At 70.8% G+C, this 13,846-nt stretch carries 17 protein-coding genes; 5 read left to right on the top strand and 12 right to left on the bottom strand.

Annotation, left to right across the window (positions count from 1 at the left end; all coding sequences use genetic code 11):
- Window positions 1-18 precede the first annotated feature (18 nt).
- A complete protein-coding gene (locus IEZ04_RS01880) occupies window positions 19-390 on the top strand; it encodes a holo-ACP synthase (RefSeq protein WP_189214810.1) in 372 nt (123 codons plus the stop codon).
- A 53-nt stretch (window positions 391-443) separates the two neighbouring features.
- Window positions 444-1,877, top strand: coding sequence for an NAD(P)H-hydrate dehydratase (locus IEZ04_RS01875; RefSeq protein ID WP_189214809.1), 1,434 nt, complete (start codon window positions 444-446; stop codon window positions 1,875-1,877).
- Between the two features lie 51 nt (window positions 1,878-1,928).
- Here IEZ04_RS01875 and IEZ04_RS35745 read toward each other — a convergent pair whose 3' ends face one another.
- On the bottom strand, window positions 1,929-2,090 hold the full coding sequence (locus IEZ04_RS35745; RefSeq protein WP_189214808.1) for a hypothetical protein: 162 nt from the start codon (window positions 2,088-2,090) through the stop codon (window positions 1,929-1,931).
- 281 nt (window positions 2,091-2,371) lie between these two features.
- Between IEZ04_RS35745 and coaA the strand changes: the two genes are divergently transcribed.
- Both coaA and IEZ04_RS01860 read left to right on the top strand, forming a co-directional pair.
- Window positions 2,372-3,361 (top strand): type I pantothenate kinase, encoded by a 990-nt coding sequence (gene coaA, locus IEZ04_RS01865; protein WP_189214807.1) that lies wholly within the window; start codon window positions 2,372-2,374, stop codon window positions 3,359-3,361.
- Between the two features lie 40 nt (window positions 3,362-3,401).
- Window positions 3,402-4,352, top strand: a complete 951-nt coding sequence (locus tag IEZ04_RS01860; protein WP_189214806.1) for a DUF389 domain-containing protein — start codon at window positions 3,402-3,404, stop codon at window positions 4,350-4,352.
- On the opposite strand, the gene glmM is transcribed toward IEZ04_RS01860, so the two are convergent.
- From glmM to rplM, 3 genes are all read right to left on the bottom strand, one after another.
- Window positions 4,349-5,707: a phosphoglucosamine mutase gene (glmM, locus tag IEZ04_RS01855; protein WP_189214805.1), complete on the bottom strand. Its 1,359-nt coding sequence runs from the start codon at window positions 5,705-5,707 to the stop codon at window positions 4,349-4,351. The genes IEZ04_RS01860 and glmM overlap by 4 nt on opposite strands.
- Window positions 5,708-5,972: 265 nt before the next feature.
- Window positions 5,973-6,488, bottom strand: a complete 516-nt coding sequence (gene rpsI, locus IEZ04_RS01850) for a 30S ribosomal protein S9 (RefSeq protein ID WP_189214804.1) — start codon at window positions 6,486-6,488, stop codon at window positions 5,973-5,975.
- A 41-nt stretch (window positions 6,489-6,529) separates the two neighbouring features.
- The gene (rplM, locus tag IEZ04_RS01845; protein WP_189214803.1) at window positions 6,530-6,973 is read right to left on the bottom strand and encodes a 50S ribosomal protein L13; all 444 of its coding nucleotides are present in this window, start codon (window positions 6,971-6,973) and stop codon (window positions 6,530-6,532) included.
- Between the two features lie 419 nt (window positions 6,974-7,392).
- On the opposite strand from rplM, the gene IEZ04_RS01840 reads away from it, so the two are divergent.
- A complete protein-coding gene (locus IEZ04_RS01840; protein ID WP_189214802.1) occupies window positions 7,393-8,271 on the top strand; it encodes a hypothetical protein in 879 nt (292 codons plus the stop codon).
- A 28-nt stretch (window positions 8,272-8,299) separates the two neighbouring features.
- On the opposite strand, the gene truA is transcribed toward IEZ04_RS01840, so the two are convergent.
- The 8 genes from truA to map form a co-directional block, all read right to left on the bottom strand.
- Window positions 8,300-9,157 carry a tRNA pseudouridine(38-40) synthase TruA gene (truA, locus tag IEZ04_RS01835; protein WP_189214801.1) on the bottom strand — a complete coding sequence of 286 codons (858 nt, stop codon included), beginning with the start codon at window positions 9,155-9,157 and terminating at the stop codon, window positions 8,300-8,302.
- 81 nt (window positions 9,158-9,238) lie between these two features.
- On the bottom strand, window positions 9,239-9,769 hold the full coding sequence (rplQ, locus tag IEZ04_RS01830) for a 50S ribosomal protein L17 (protein WP_189214800.1): 531 nt from the start codon (window positions 9,767-9,769) through the stop codon (window positions 9,239-9,241).
- A 179-nt stretch (window positions 9,770-9,948) separates the two neighbouring features.
- Window positions 9,949-10,971 (bottom strand): DNA-directed RNA polymerase subunit alpha, encoded by a 1,023-nt coding sequence (locus IEZ04_RS01825; RefSeq protein WP_031080491.1) that lies wholly within the window; start codon window positions 10,969-10,971, stop codon window positions 9,949-9,951.
- 151 nt (window positions 10,972-11,122) lie between these two features.
- Window positions 11,123-11,527: a 30S ribosomal protein S11 gene (rpsK, locus tag IEZ04_RS01820; RefSeq protein ID WP_003956432.1), complete on the bottom strand. Its 405-nt coding sequence runs from the start codon at window positions 11,525-11,527 to the stop codon at window positions 11,123-11,125.
- 65 nt (window positions 11,528-11,592) lie between these two features.
- Window positions 11,593-11,973, bottom strand: coding sequence for a 30S ribosomal protein S13 (gene rpsM / locus IEZ04_RS01815; protein WP_014674386.1), 381 nt, complete (start codon window positions 11,971-11,973; stop codon window positions 11,593-11,595).
- A 188-nt stretch (window positions 11,974-12,161) separates the two neighbouring features.
- Window positions 12,162-12,275 (bottom strand): 50S ribosomal protein L36, encoded by a 114-nt coding sequence (gene rpmJ / locus IEZ04_RS01810; protein WP_003974245.1) that lies wholly within the window; start codon window positions 12,273-12,275, stop codon window positions 12,162-12,164.
- Window positions 12,276-12,336: 61 nt separating this feature from the next.
- The gene (gene infA / locus IEZ04_RS01805) at window positions 12,337-12,558 is read right to left on the bottom strand and encodes a translation initiation factor IF-1 (RefSeq protein ID WP_003948620.1); all 222 of its coding nucleotides are present in this window, start codon (window positions 12,556-12,558) and stop codon (window positions 12,337-12,339) included.
- Between the two features lie 375 nt (window positions 12,559-12,933).
- Window positions 12,934-13,770 carry a type I methionyl aminopeptidase gene (map, locus tag IEZ04_RS01800; protein ID WP_189214799.1) on the bottom strand — a complete coding sequence of 279 codons (837 nt, stop codon included), beginning with the start codon at window positions 13,768-13,770 and terminating at the stop codon, window positions 12,934-12,936.
- Window positions 13,771-13,846: the final 76 nt, after the last annotated feature.

The following is a 13,846-nucleotide window of genomic DNA, read 5'->3' as shown; positions in this document are numbered from 1 at the left end:
GCCCATAGGCTGCTCCCCATGAGCATCATCGGGGTCGGCATCGACGTGGCCGAGATCGCGCGCTTCGGCGCATCCCTGGAGCGCACTCCCTCGCTGGCCCGGCGGCTCTTCCTGGAGAGCGAGCTGCTGCTGCCCGGCGGGGAGCGCCGCGGCACCGCCTCCCTCGCCGCCCGGTTCGCTGCGAAGGAGGCCCTCGCCAAGGCGCTCGGCGCCCCGGCGGGGCTGCACTGGACGGACGCCGAGGTCTACGTCGAGGACAGCGGGCGGCCCCGGCTCCGGGTGACCGGCACGGTGGCCGCCCGCGCCGCCGAGTTGGGCGTCACCTCCTGGCACGTCTCGCTGAGCCACGACGCGGGCGTGGCCTCGGCGGTCGTGATCGCCGAGGGCTAGCCGTCCGGGCCGGGCACTGCAGGACCGGCCGTTTCCGGGGGACACTCGACAGCATGCGTACCGCGTACACCGTCGACACCGTCCGAGCCGCCGAACGCGACCTCATGGCCCGCCTCCCCGACGGCACCCTCATGCAACGCGCCGCCGCCGGGCTCGCCGCCGCCTGTGCCGATCTGCTCGGCCGCGTCTACGGCAGCCGGATCGTGCTGCTCGTCGGCAGCGGCGACAACGGCGGCGACGCCCTGTACGCCGGGGCCCGGCTGGCCCGGCGCGGCGCGGGCGTCACGGCCGTGCTGCTCAGCCCCGACCGCGCGCACCCCGGCGGGCTGGCCGCGCTGCGCCGGGCGGGCGGCACGGTCGCCCGGCCCGGTACCGCCGGACAGCACATCGACCGGGCCCACCTCGTCGTCGACGGCATCGTCGGGATCGGCGGCAGGGGCGGGCTGCGCCCCGACGCCGCCGCGCTGGCCGAGCGGGCCGCCGCCGCCCGCGCCGCGGTCGTCGCCGTGGACCTCCCCAGCGGCATCGAGCCCGACACCGGCGAGGTGCGCGGTCCCGCCGTCCGCGCCGACCTGACCGTCACGTTCGGCACGCACAAGCCGGGGCTGCTGATCGACCCGGGGCGCGAGTACGCCGGGTCCGTACGTCTCGTCGACATCGGGCTCGACCTGCCCGCCGAGGGCGAGCTGGAGGCGTTGCAGCACGCCGACGTCGCCGCGCTGCTCCCCCGGCCCTCCGCCGAGAGCGACAAGTACCGCCGGGGCGTCGTGGGCATCGCCGCCGGGTCGGCCCGCTATCCGGGCGCGGCCGTCCTCGCCGTGTGGGGCGCGCTGCGCGGCGGCGCCGGAGCCGTGCGGTACGTGGGCCCGGCCGGTAAGGCAGTGATCGCCCGTTTCCCGGAGACCCTCGTGTCCGACCAGGGGCCGGGACGGGCCGGCCGGGTGCAGGCCTGGGTCGTGGGTCCGGGCGCCGGGGACGACGCGGGGCCCGTGGCCGAGGTGCTCGACAGCGACGTACCCGTGCTCCTGGACGCGGACGGTCTGCGGCTCGCCGACCGGGACGCCGTACGGGCCCGGACCGCGCCCACCCTGATGACCCCGCACGCGGGCGAGGCCGCCGCGCTGCTCGGCACGGCGCGCGAGGAGGTGGAGGGGGCGCGTCTGCCGGCGGTGCGCGAGCTCGCCGCGCGCTACCGGGCGACCGTGCTCCTCAAGGGGTCGACCACACTGATCGCCGGCCCGGACGGCGGCACGGTCCGCGTCAATCCGACCGGCACGCCGTGGCTGGCCACCGCGGGCAGCGGTGACGTCCTGTCCGGTCTCGCCGGTTCGCTGCTGGCCTCCGGGCTGTCCGCCCTGGACGCGGCGGGCGCGGCCGCGTACGTCCACGGCCTCGCGGGCCGGCACGCCGCGGACGGCGCCCCGGCGGGCGCCCATGACGTGGCGGAGGCGATCCCGGCCGTCTGGCGCGACATCAGCGGCGCCTGACCGGTAGCGGTAGCGCCACCGGTGCCGGTACCGGTGGCGCGGCCCGCCCGCTCAGTACCCCCGCTCGATCCGGTCCCTGGCCTCCCGGAGCATCTCCAGGTACTCCGCCTCCTCGCCCGGCGGCTTACTTCCCATCCGGTACATGTCAAGCGAATCGTCGAGGTCCTCGGTCAGGTCCTCGTCCGGCAGGTCCGTCGCCAGCTCGCTGAGCACGCGGCCCGCGTGATCGGTGCCGTCGCGTCCGGATCGACCGGATCTCCGGCGAGCGGCGCCCCATCCCCGTATGCGCAGGGCTTTGAACATCCGAACCGCACCCCCCGTCGTCAGTGGATGCAGATTACATCCACGATTCACACACAGACCCCCTGCGTACCGAGACCACATGTCGACACATGGGATACAACGGACACAAGCGTCACATGAGACGCGTCACGTGACGGACCAGTGACGCACTCCACCCCGCCGCCCCGTTCGCACGCCCGTAACAATGGAGCGTGAACTCACCGGTCTCCTCGTTGCCGCGGAGCGCCCACCGGCCCAGGCCGGAGGCGACTCCCTACGTCGACCTCACCCGTACCGAGTGGAGCGCCCTCAGGGACAAGACTCCCCTGCCGCTCACTGCGGAGGAGGTGGAGAAACTGCGCGGCCTGGGCGACGTCATCGACCTCGACGAGGTCCGTGACATCTACCTGCCGCTGTCGCGCCTGCTCAATCTGTACGTCGGCGCCACGGACGGGCTCAGGAGTGCCCTGAACACCTTCCTCGGCGAGCAGGGCTCCCAGTCCGGCACCCCCTTCGTCATAGGCGTCGCCGGCTCGGTCGCCGTGGGCAAGTCCACGGTCGCCCGTCTGCTCCAGGCCCTGCTCTCCCGCTGGCCCGAGCACCCGCGCGTCGAGCTGGTCACCACCGACGGTTTCCTGTTTCCCACCCGCGAGCTCCAGGCCCGCGGCCTGATGTCGCGCAAGGGGTTCCCCGAGTCGTACGACCGCCGCGCCCTGACCCGTTTCGTCGCCGACGTCAAGGCGGGCAAGCCCGAGGTGACGGCGCCCGTCTACTCCCACCTGATCTACGACATCGTGCCCGGACGGAAGCTCACGGTGCGCCGCCCCGACATCCTCATCGTCGAGGGCCTCAACGTCCTCCAGCCCGCCCTGCCCGGCAAGGACGGCCGCACCCGGGTCGGTCTCGCCGACTACTTCGACTTCAGCGTGTACGTCGACGCCCGCACCGAGGACATCGAGCGGTGGTACCTCAACCGGTTCCGCAAGCTGCGCGAGACGGCCTTCCAGGACCCGTCGTCGTACTTCCGCAAGTACACCCAGGTCTCGGAGGAGGAGGCCCTCGACTACGCCCGCACCACCTGGCGGACGATCAACCGGCCGAACCTCACCGAGAACGTGGCCCCGACGCGCGGCCGCGCCACCCTGGTCCTGCGCAAGGGCCCCGACCACAAGGTGCAGCGGCTCCGCCTGCGCAAGCTCTGACCCCGCCACCCGCGTCACCTCGCGCGGCTACCCTGCGGGCATGCTGCACCTGCGCCTCCTCACCCCGTCCGGCAGGACCGACGACGTGGTCCGGCTGATCGAGCGGACGGTCGGCACCACCCACCTCGTCGTCCTGCCGGGCGCCGCCCGCGAACCGGCGGGCGACGTCGTGATGTGCGACGTGGCCCGCGAGGCGGGCGACGAACTGCTCACCGGGCTGAAGGAGCTGGGGATCGACCACTCGGGGTCCATCGCCGTCGACGGCGTCGGTCTGACCCTGTCCCGGCGCGCCGACCGGGCCGAGAGGGAGGCCCCGGGCGAGGGCGCGGACGCGGTGCTGTGGGAGCACCTGGTGGAGGAGACGCACGAGGAGTCGACGCTCTCCTTCACCTACCTCGCGTTCATCACGCTGGCCACCATGATCGCGGCCTGCGGCGTGGTGCTCGACAACGCGGTGCTGATCGTGGGCGCGATGGCGGTCGGACCCGAGTTCGGCCCGCTGGCCGGGATCTCCACCGCCGTGGTCCGGCGGCAGCACCGCCTGGCCGCACGCTCGCTGGTCGCACTGCTGGTGGGCTTCGCGGTGGCCATGGCGGTGACGGTGGGATTCAGCCTGTTCATGGACGCGGTCGGGCTGTTCAGCGAGAGCCGGTTGCAGGGCGAGCGGCCGGCCACCGGCTTCGTGTACGCCCCCGACGCGTTCTCCCTCGTCGTGGCGGTCCTCGCGGGCATCGCCGGCACCCTGTCGCTGACCTCGGCCAAGTCCGGCCTGCTGATCGGCGTGGCCATCTCCGTGACGACGGTCCCGGCCGCCGCCAACGCGGCCGTCGCCCTGAGCTACGGCGACACCGGCCAGACCTGGGGCTCCACCGAGCAGCTCCTGCTGAACCTGCTGGGCATCATCGTGGCCGGCACGCTCACGCTGCTGGCCCAGAAGTGGTTCTGGGCCAGGCAGCGCGCGCGTACGGCGACGAAGGCCAACCGCGGCTAACCGAGCGCCGACTTCACCACGTCCGCCAGCCGCCCCGCCACGGAACGCGCCTGCTCCAGGTCCGCGGCCTCGACCATGACCCGGACCAGCGGCTCGGTGCCGGAGGGCCGCAGCAGCACCCGCCCGGTGGCACCCAGCTCCCGCTCGGCCTCGGACACGGCGGTGGACAGTTCCCCGGACGTACGGACCCGCGACTTGTCGACGTCGGGCACGTTGATCAGCACCTGCGGCAGCCGCTCCATCACGGACGCAAGGTCCTTGAGACCGCGGCCGGTCTCTGCCACCCGGGCCGCCAGCAGCAGCCCGGTGAGCGTGCCGTCGCCGGTGGTGGCGTGGTCCGAGATGATCACGTGCCCGGACTGCTCGCCGCCGAGGGCGTAGCCGTGCTCCTTCATCTCCTCCAGCACGTACCGGTCGCCGACCGCCGTGGAGACGACCCCGATGCCCTCCCGCTCCATGGCGAGCTTGAAGCCCAGGTTGGACATGACGGTCGCGACGACGGTGTCCGAGCGCAGCGCGCCCCGCTCCCGCATCGCCAGCGCGAGCACGGCGAGGATCTGGTCGCCGTCGACCTCGGTGCCCTCGTGGTCCACGGCGAGGCAGCGGTCGGCGTCGCCGTCGTGCGCGATGCCGAGGTCCGCGCCGTGCTCGACCACGGCGGCGCGCAGCAGGTCCAGGTGGGTGGAGCCGCAGCCGTCGTTGATGTTGAGTCCGTCGGGCTCGGCGCCGATGGTGATCACCTCGGCGCCCGCGCGCTTGAAGGCCTCGGGCGAGACCCGGGCGGCCGCGCCGTGCGCCTCGTCGAGGACGACCTTCAGGCCGTCGAGGCGGTGCGGCAGCACCCCGGTCAGATGCTCCACGTACTGGTCGAAGCCCTCGCCGTACGCCCTGACGCGCCCGACGCCCGCGCCCGTGGGCCGGTCCCACGGCGCTCCGGTGCGGTGCTCCTCGTACACGGCCTCGATCCGGTCCTCCAGATCGTCGGCGAGCTTGTGGCCGCCGCGGGCGAAGAACTTGATGCCGTTGTCGGGCATGGCGTTGTGGCTGGCGGACAGCATCACGCCGAGGTCCGCGCCGAGCGCCCCGGTGAGGTGGGCGACGGCCGGGGTGGGCAGCACCCCGACGCTCAGGACGTCCACGCCCGCGCTGGCGAGGCCCGCCACCACGGCGGCCTCCAGGAACTCCCCGGACGCGCGCGGATCCCGTCCGACCACCGCCACCGGCTTGTGGCCCGCGAACGTACCCGCCTCGGCGAGCACGTGCGCCGCCGCGACGGAGAGGCCGAGGGCCATCTCGGCCGTCAGATCCGCGTTGGCGACACCGCGCACGCCGTCCGTGCCGAAGAGTCGTCCCACTGTGGTGTCCTCCGAACTTGCTGAAGATTGTGCGGCCCACGCCCGAGTGTCAGGCGTCGCCCGGACCACGTATACGCCCCGGGCCTGTTTCCAGCCTGTCCGACTCACTTCACCCGCTGGTGGTTGTGGCGCAGGCCGGTGTTCGAACCGGTGTCGCCTCCTGGACGACCTGGGCCGTGTCCCTCGTAAACGAACCGCCCCGGCGGCACGGGAAGTGCCGCCGGGGCGATGCGATACATGCTGCGCGCGGCGCAGCGAGCGCGGTTTAGCGCTTGCTGTACTGCGGAGCCTTGCGGGCCTTCTTGAGACCGGCCTTCTTGCGCTCGACCGCACGGTCGTCGCGGCGGAGGAAGCCGGCCTTCTTGAGCGGGCCGCGGTTGTTGTCGACGTCGGCCTCGTTCAGGGCGCGGGCGACGCCCAGACGGAGGGCACCGGCCTGGCCGGAGACGCCGCCACCCGCGATGCGGGCGACGATGTCGTAGCGGCCCTCGAGCTCGAGCACCTTGAAGGGCTCGTTGACTTCCTGCTGGTGCACCTTGTTCGGGAAGTAGTCCTCGAGGGTGCGACCGTTGATCTTCCACTTGCCGGAGCCCGGAACGATCCGGACGCGGGCGATGGCGTTCTTGCGGCGGCCCAGGCCGGCGGCCGGCTGCGGCTCGCCGAAGCGGGAGGCGAGGGACTCGGAGGTGTACTCGCCCTCGACGGGCACCTCGGTCTCGGTGGTGTAGCTGTCGATGTCGACGGTCTCGTCGATCGGCTGCTCAGCGGTGGTCTCGGCCACGATTCTCCTCAGATTCTTTCAGTCTTAGGGGGTGGCCGGACTTACTGCGCGACCTGGGTGATCTCGAACGGCACCGGCTGCTGGGCAGCGTGCGGGTGCTGGTCGCCCGAGTAGACCTTCAGCTTCGAGAGCATCTGACGGCCGAGGCTGTTCTTGGGGAGCATGCCCTTGACGGCCTTCTCCACCGCCTTCTCGGGGCTCTTCGCCAGCAGCTCGTCGTAGCGGACGGAGCGCAGACCACCCGGGTAGCCGGAGTGGCGGTACGCCATCTTCTGGGTCCGCTTGTTGCCGGACAGGTGCACCTTGTCGGCGTTGATGATGATGACGAAGTCACCAGCGTCGACGTGCGGCGCGTAGATCGGCTTGTGCTTGCCACGCAGCAGGGTGGCGGCAGTGGTGGCCAGACGGCCCAGGACGACGTCCTGAGCGTCGATGACGTGCCACTGACGCGTCACATCGCCGGGCTTGGGGCTGTACGTACGCACGGTTCGTAGCCTTCGCTTCTTCAGTGAGGTTCCAGACAAAGGTCACCGAAGACGATCACGACAGCCCTGACCGCACCACGGTGACGCAAACCGCGTGCAGGTCGCTGGTCATCGGCCCGGGGACCGGTGTAAGGGCCCCTCACGTGAGAATGAGCAAGCCAATACACACAACGAACAAGAAGAATAGCCCCGCCTCCCCGGACGGGTCAAAACGGTGCGCCGGGCACGGTCCCGCGCCGGCCACCCGGCCGGCTCATGCGAGCACACCCGGCGACCGAATTCACACCGTCCGTATCGTCACCGGTCGTCACCCTTGTCACCGTTGGCGGCACCGCTCAGGTCACGGCAGGGGAACGGCGGAGGCTCAAGTGCCGTACGCGGCCGGACAGGAACACCCGGTACCCGCTTAAAATCGGCGCATGAGTTTTGGGCAAGGGGGGCCTCAGTGGGACCCCTGGAAACCGACGTCCCAGCAGCCGCAGTTCTCCGCGCAGAGCGACGACACCCCTGACTGGGCGGCGCTCGCCGAGGCGTCCGAGGCCCGCAACAAACGCCGCCGCCTGATGCTGATCGGCGGCGGCGCCCTCGCCACCGTCGCGGTCGGAGCCGCCGTCGCCGTGGCCGTCGTCAGCGCGAACGGCAAGGCCGAGGCCACGGACAGACCCACCGGCGACGCGTCGGCCGGCGCGGACATCCCGAGCGCGAGCGCCGCCGAGCCGTCGTTCGCCCCGACCTCGGCCCCGCCCCCGCTGGACCCGAAGGACTTCATCACCAGCGCCCGGAAGGACACGGCGCCGATCAGCCCCGAGAGCGTCTTCCCGGGCACGCGCCTGACCATGGGCGACACGGTCTACCAGAAGGGCGCCACGGCCTCCACGGACGACTGCGCCTCGGTCGCGCAGGGCCCCATGGTCCAGGCGCTGACCGCCAACGGCTGCACCCGGGTGCTGCGCGTCACGTACAGCAAGGACGGCGTCGCCGTCACGGTCGGCGTCGCCCTGTTCGACAGCGAGGCGCAGGCCACCAAGGCCAGGCAGGCCGCGGGGGCCGAGGGCAGCGTCATCACCTCGCTGCCCGGCGACGGCGTCCCCACGTTCTGCCGCACGGCGGTCTGCCGTACGACGACGAACTCGTACGGGCGCTACGCCTACTTCACCACCGCCGGTTTCACCGACGGCAAGGACGTGACGCAGCAGAGCACCGAGGCCTTCACCATCGGCGACGACCTGCAGGAGTTCACCTACCGCCAGATCCACCGGCGGGGCGAGGCACAGGCGTCGGCCGCGGCCGACCGGTGAACGCGGGCGGCTCAGCCGCCCGCGTCCCTCAGCAGCACCCCGCCGTCGGCAGCGTCCGCCGGTTCCGCGCCTCCTTGTTCCGCGCGGCCAGCAGCTCGTCGGCCGGGTAGCCGACCTCCTCCAGGGTCAGCCCGTGCGGCCGTACGACGTGCACGGCGGAGTCCCGCACCCCGGCGGCCAGCACCTTGCCCGGCCAGTCGGGCGGCCGGTGCCCGTCACCGACGAACAGCAGTGCCCCGATCAGCGACCGCACCATGTTGTGGCAGAAGGCGTCGGCCCGCACGGTCGCCGTGATGATCCCGTCGTCCCCGCGCACGAGACTCAGCTCCTGCAGCGTACGGATCGTCGTCGCGCCCTCCCGCCGCTTGCAGTAGGCGGCGAAGTCGTGCTCCCCGAGCAGCGCCCGGGCCGCCTCGTTCATCGCCTCCACGTCGAGCGGCCAGTCGTGCCAGAGCACGTGGTGGCGCAGCAGCGGGTCGACGCCGCCGGGGTGGTCGGTGACCCGGTAGGCGTACCGGCGCCAGATCGCGGAGAACCGCGCGTCGAACCCCGCGGGCGCCTCGGTGAGCCCCCAGACGCGCACGTCCTTCGGCAGCCGCCCCGCCAGCCGCTTGAGCAGCTTGTCCTTGTGCTCGGCCCACAGCGGCTCCGGCAGGTCCACATGGGCGACCTGCCCGCGCGCGTGCACCCCGGCGTCGGTCCGCCCGGCCACGGTCAGCTCGTACGTGGTGTCCTTCGACCGCGTGACCGTACGGAGCGCGTCCTCGATCTCCCCCTGCACGGTCCTGCGCCCGCCGGCCTGCTTGGCCCACCCGGAGAACCCGGTCCCGTCGTACGACAGGTCCAGCCGCACCCGTACGAAACCGGGCCCTACCTCGTCACTCACACACAGATCCTCTCAGGTACGCGGTACGCGAAAGCGGGCCCGCCCCGAAGGACGGACCCGCTGTCGACGTCAGGCAGAGCCTCAGGCGTCCTTGGACTCCTCGGCCGGAGCCTCGTCGGCCTTGGCGTCCTCGGCCTTGGTGTCCTCAGCCGGGGTCTCCTCGGCCTTGGTCTCCTCGGCCTTGGCCTGGTCGGCCTCCTTGACGGCGCGCTTGGTGGCCGCCTCGGCCTCACCGGTGGCCTCCTGGGCCACGGTCAGGGCCTCGACCAGCTCGATGACGGCCATGGGCGCGTTGTCGCCACGGCGGTTACCGATCTTGGTGATGCGGGTGTAGCCACCCGGGCGGTTCTCGTAGCGCGGGCCGATCTCGGTGAAGAGCGTGTGGACGACGCTCTTGTCCGTGATGACCTGGAGCACCTGACGGCGGTTGTGAAGGTCGCCCTTCTTCGCCTTGGTGACCAGACGCTCGGCGTAGGGCCGCAGACGGCGGGCCTTCGCCTCGGTGGTCGTGATGCGGCCGTGCTCGAAGAGCGCCTTCGCGAGGTTCGCGAGGAGCAGCTTCTCGTGCGCGGCGCTGCCGCCCAGACGGGCACCCTTGGTGGGCTTCGGCATGGTGTTTCTCCTAGGTGTCTGCCCCGGCCGTATCAGGTACCGGAGTCAGTATCCGAGCAGGCGGTCGCCTGTCGGAGATCCGGGGCGTCCCCGAAGGGGCGCCCCGGAAGGGGCGCGGGCAACTGCGCGCTCAAGCACAGCGCACCCGCACCCGAGTACGGACCGGAAGGCCCGAGCTCCTAGTACTGCTCGGTCTCCACGAAGCCCGCGTCCGCGTCGTCGTCCGCGCCGAAGGCGTCAGCGGCGGCGGTCGGGTCGAACCCGGGAGGCGAGTCCTTGAGCGCGAGGCCCATACCCGCCAGCTTCGCCTTGACCTCGTCGATCGACTTCGCACCGAAGTTGCGGATGTCGAGCAGGTCGGCCTCGGACCGTGCCACGAGCTCACCCACGGAGTGGATGCCCTCGCGCTTGAGGCAGTTGTACGACCGGACGGTGAGCTCGAGCTCCTCGATCGGCAGCGCGAGGTCGGCGGCCAGGGCGGCGTCCGTCGGGGACGGACCCATGTCGATGCCCTCGGCGTCGATGTTCAGCTCGCGGGCGAGACCGAACAGCTCGACCAGCGTCTTACCGGCGGAGGCCATGGCGTCACGCGGACGCATCGCCTGCTTGGTCTCGACGTCGACGATCAGCTTGTCGAAGTCGGTGCGCTGCTCGACACGCGTGGCCTCGACCTTGTACGTGACCTTGAGCACCGGCGAGTAGATGGAGTCGACCGGGATACGGCCGATCTCCTGGCCCACCTGCTTGTTCTGCACGGCGGAGACGTAGCCGCGACCGCGCTCGACGGTCAGCTCCATCTCCAGCTTGCCCTTGCTGTTGAGCGTGGCGAGGACGAGGTCGGGGTTGTGCACCTCGACACCGGCCGGGGGCGCGATGTCGGCGGCGGTGACCAGACCCGGGCCCTGCTTGCGCAGGTACATCACGACCGGCTCGTCGTGCTCCGAGGAGACGACCAGCTGCTTGATGTTGAGGATCAGGTCGGTGACGTCCTCCTTGACGCCCGGCACGGTGGTGAACTCGTGCAGAACGCCGTCGATGCGGATGGACGTGACCGCCGCACCCGGGATCGAGGAGAGGAGCGTACGGCGGAGGGAGTTGCCGAGGGTGTAGCCGAAGCCCGGCTCCAGCGGCTCGATCACGAACCGGGAGCGGAACTCGTCGACGACCTCTTCGGTCAACGAGGGACGCTGAGCGATCAGCATGTGTGGATCATTTCCTTCAGTCGTGGGCGCCCGCTATATGACACCCGACCAAACCGCACCGGAGGGGTGCGGATACTGCAAGGGTACGGGCGATACGGCCCCGTGGCAGGAGCCGTACCGCCCGAAAACCTCGATACCTCGCGGCAGCGCGTCAGACGCGGCGGCGCTTCGGCGGACGGCAGCCGTTGTGCGGGGTGGGGGTGACGTCCTGGATGGAGCCGACCTCGAGACCGGTCGCCTGCAGCGAACGGATGGCCGTCTCGCGGCCCGAGCCCGGACCCTTCACGAAGACGTCGACCTTGCGCATGCCGTGCTCCTGCGCGCGGCGGGCGGCCGACTCGGCGGCCATCTGCGCGGCGAAGGGGGTGGACTTGCGCGAGCCCTTGAAGCCGACGTGGCCGGCGGAGGCCCAGGAGATCACGTTGCCGGACGGGTCCGTGATCGAGACGATCGTGTTGTTGAACGTGCTCTTGATGTGCGCGTGGCCGTGAGCGACGTTCTTCTTTTCCTTGCGGCGCACCTTCTTGGCGGCGCCCTGACGACCCTTGGGGGGCATCTCTTATCTCCTACGGGAGGTGGTCGGTCCTACAGCGAAGACCGTGGACAGGTGTCCGCTGCGGACTACTTCTTGCCCGGCTTCTTCTTGCCGGCGATGGCGCGACGCGGGCCCTTGCGGGTACGGGCGTTCGTGCTGGTGCGCTGACCGCGGACAGGCAGACCACGACGGTGGCGCAGACCCTGGTAGGTGCCGATCTCGACCTTGCGGCGGATGTCGGCCTGGATCTCGCGACGGAGGTCACCCTCGGTCTTGATGTTGTTGTCCACGTACTCGCGGATCGCGACGAGCTGCTCCTCGGAGAGGTCGCGAACGCGGGTGTTCGGGTCGACGCCGGTCGCAGCCAGCGTCTCCTTCGAAAGGGTCCGGCCGATGCCGAACACGTAGGTGAGGGCGATCTCCACGCGCTTGTCGCGCGGGATGTCAACACCGGAAACGCGTGCCATTCAATGGCTCCAGTTGATTTTCGGAGGTCTTCCGCAGTACCGGACCCCAGCCGCCGTACCAGGTACGAACTGGGTCCCCGGCCTCCGACCGGGGGTGTCGGACCGCTCTGCGGCGGTCCGGGTCCTGCGTATGAACATGTTCAGCTTGCGTCGCGCGAGTTCTGCGGATGCAGAGGTGCGGTCGTGCGTCAGCCCTGGCGCTGCTTGTGGCGCGGGTTGTCGCAGATGACCATGACCCGGCCGTGACGGCGGATCACCCTGCACTTGTCGCAGATCTTCTTGACGCTCGGCTTGACCTTCATGGGGTGAGGTTCTCCGGGTCAGTTGCCGGCGGTCCCGCGCGGGGCGGGACGTGGGCAAGATCTACTTGTAGCGGTAGACGATCCGGCCACGCGTCAGGTCGTACGGAGACAGCTCCACCACGACCCGGTCGTCAGGGAGGATGCGGATGTAGTGCATGCGCATCTTGCCGCTGATGTGTGCCAGGACCTGGTGGCCGTTCTGGAGCTCGACCTTGAACATGGCGTTCGGCAGAGACTCGACGACAGTGCCCTCGATCTCGATGGCACCTTGCTTCTTGGCCACGCTTCGCCCTTCGGAATCGACTACCTTGATCGACCCCTGCACTTTTCCCTCACGGGCGCATACGGACATGCGGGTGCACAAGAGCCGACGAGTCAGTCTACGTCAGAGCTCCCAGAAAAACGAATCGGGTGAGACTGCCCATCCCCGCAGATCGTTAAGCCCCCCATTCACCGAAGCGCCCCAAAGGGGCGCGGGGAACGGCGCGACCGGCCCCACCCCACCCGCAGACAAGAACCGGCCCCGGCGGACCGCACACACCGGCGATCCCACACCCCACCGCCCAGGCCACCCCCACCCGACCAGGGGCGCGAGGAACTGCGCGACCGGCCCCACCCCACCCGCGGACAAGACACGAACCGCCCAACCAGCGGAGCGCTACCCCAGCGGATCCGGCGCCGCCACCACCCCGTACTCCGCCAGCTTCGCCTTCCCGCCGTCCGGCGCCGTCAGCACCAGCGGGCCCTCCTCCGTCAGCGCCACCGAGTGCTCCCAGTGCGAGGACCACGTGCCGTCCGTCGTGATGACGGTCCAGTCGTCCTCCAGCACCTCGGTCTTCGGGGTGCCTAGGGACACCATCGGCTCGATCGCGAGGCAGAAGCCGGGGACCAGCTTCGGGCCCTTGCCGCGCCGGCGCTCCACGTAGTTCAGCAGGTGCGGGTCCATGTGCATCTCGGTGCCGATGCCGTGGCCGCCGTAGTCCTGGACGATGCCGTACTTGCCGCCGCCCGGCTTGGGCTGGCGGCGGATGTACGTCTCGATCGCGCGGGAGATGTCGACCAGCCGGTTGCCCTGCTTCATCGCCGCGATGCCCGCCCACATCGACTCCTCGGTCACCCGTGAGAGCTCGATCAGCTCCGGGGCGTGTCCGGACCCCACGAAGGCCGTGAACGCCGCGTCGCCGTGCCAGCCGTCGACGATCGCGCCGCAGTCGATGGAGATGATGTCGCCGTCCTTCAGGACGGTCTTGTCGTCCGGGATGCCGTGCACCACGACCTCGTTCACGGAGGTGCAGATCGTGGCGGGGAAGCCGCCGTACCCGAGGAAGTTCGACTTGGCGCCGTGCTCCGCGAGCACCTTGCGGGCCACCTGGTCGATGTCCTTGGTGGTGGCACCCGGCACCGCCGCCTCACGGGTGGCCGCGTGGATGGCGGCGACGACCAGCCCCGCCTCGCGCATCTTCGCGATCTGCTCGGGGGTCTTGATCTGCACCATGACGACAACGGCCTTTCTCGACCGGGGAGTGTACGGACACCATCAACGATAAGGGGGCGGGTACCCCGGAGACGGA

The sequence above is a fragment of the Streptomyces ruber genome (genome assembly GCF_014648075.1).
Taxonomy (GTDB): domain Bacteria; phylum Actinomycetota; class Actinomycetes; order Streptomycetales; family Streptomycetaceae; genus Streptomyces; species Streptomyces ruber.
This window is presented reverse-complemented; position numbering and strand designations above follow the sequence as displayed.

Excerpts from the sequence above, each read along its gene's own strand:
- IEZ04_RS01880 (WP_189214810.1), top strand. The coding sequence starts at position 19 with ATGAGCATCATCGGGGTCGGCATCGACGTGGCCGAGATCGCGCGCTTC.
- IEZ04_RS01875 (WP_189214809.1), top strand. The coding sequence starts at position 444 with ATGCGTACCGCGTACACCGTCGACACCGTCCGAGCCGCCGAACGCGAC.
- IEZ04_RS01860 (WP_189214806.1), top strand. The coding sequence starts at position 3,402 with ATGCTGCACCTGCGCCTCCTCACCCCGTCCGGCAGGACCGACGACGTG.
- IEZ04_RS01840 (WP_189214802.1), top strand. The coding sequence starts at position 7,393 with ATGAGTTTTGGGCAAGGGGGGCCTCAGTGGGACCCCTGGAAACCGACG.
- rplQ (WP_189214800.1), bottom strand. The coding sequence starts at position 9,769 with ATGCCGAAGCCCACCAAGGGTGCCCGTCTGGGCGGCAGCGCCGCGCAC.
- IEZ04_RS01825 (WP_031080491.1), bottom strand. The coding sequence starts at position 10,971 with ATGCTGATCGCTCAGCGTCCCTCGTTGACCGAAGAGGTCGTCGACGAG.
- rpsK (WP_003956432.1), bottom strand. The coding sequence starts at position 11,527 with ATGCCCCCCAAGGGTCGTCAGGGCGCCGCCAAGAAGGTGCGCCGCAAG.
- rpsM (WP_014674386.1), bottom strand. The coding sequence starts at position 11,973 with ATGGCACGCGTTTCCGGTGTTGACATCCCGCGCGACAAGCGCGTGGAG.
- rpmJ (WP_003974245.1), bottom strand. The coding sequence starts at position 12,275 with ATGAAGGTCAAGCCGAGCGTCAAGAAGATCTGCGACAAGTGCAGGGTG.
- map (WP_189214799.1), bottom strand. The coding sequence starts at position 13,770 with ATGGTGCAGATCAAGACCCCCGAGCAGATCGCGAAGATGCGCGAGGCG.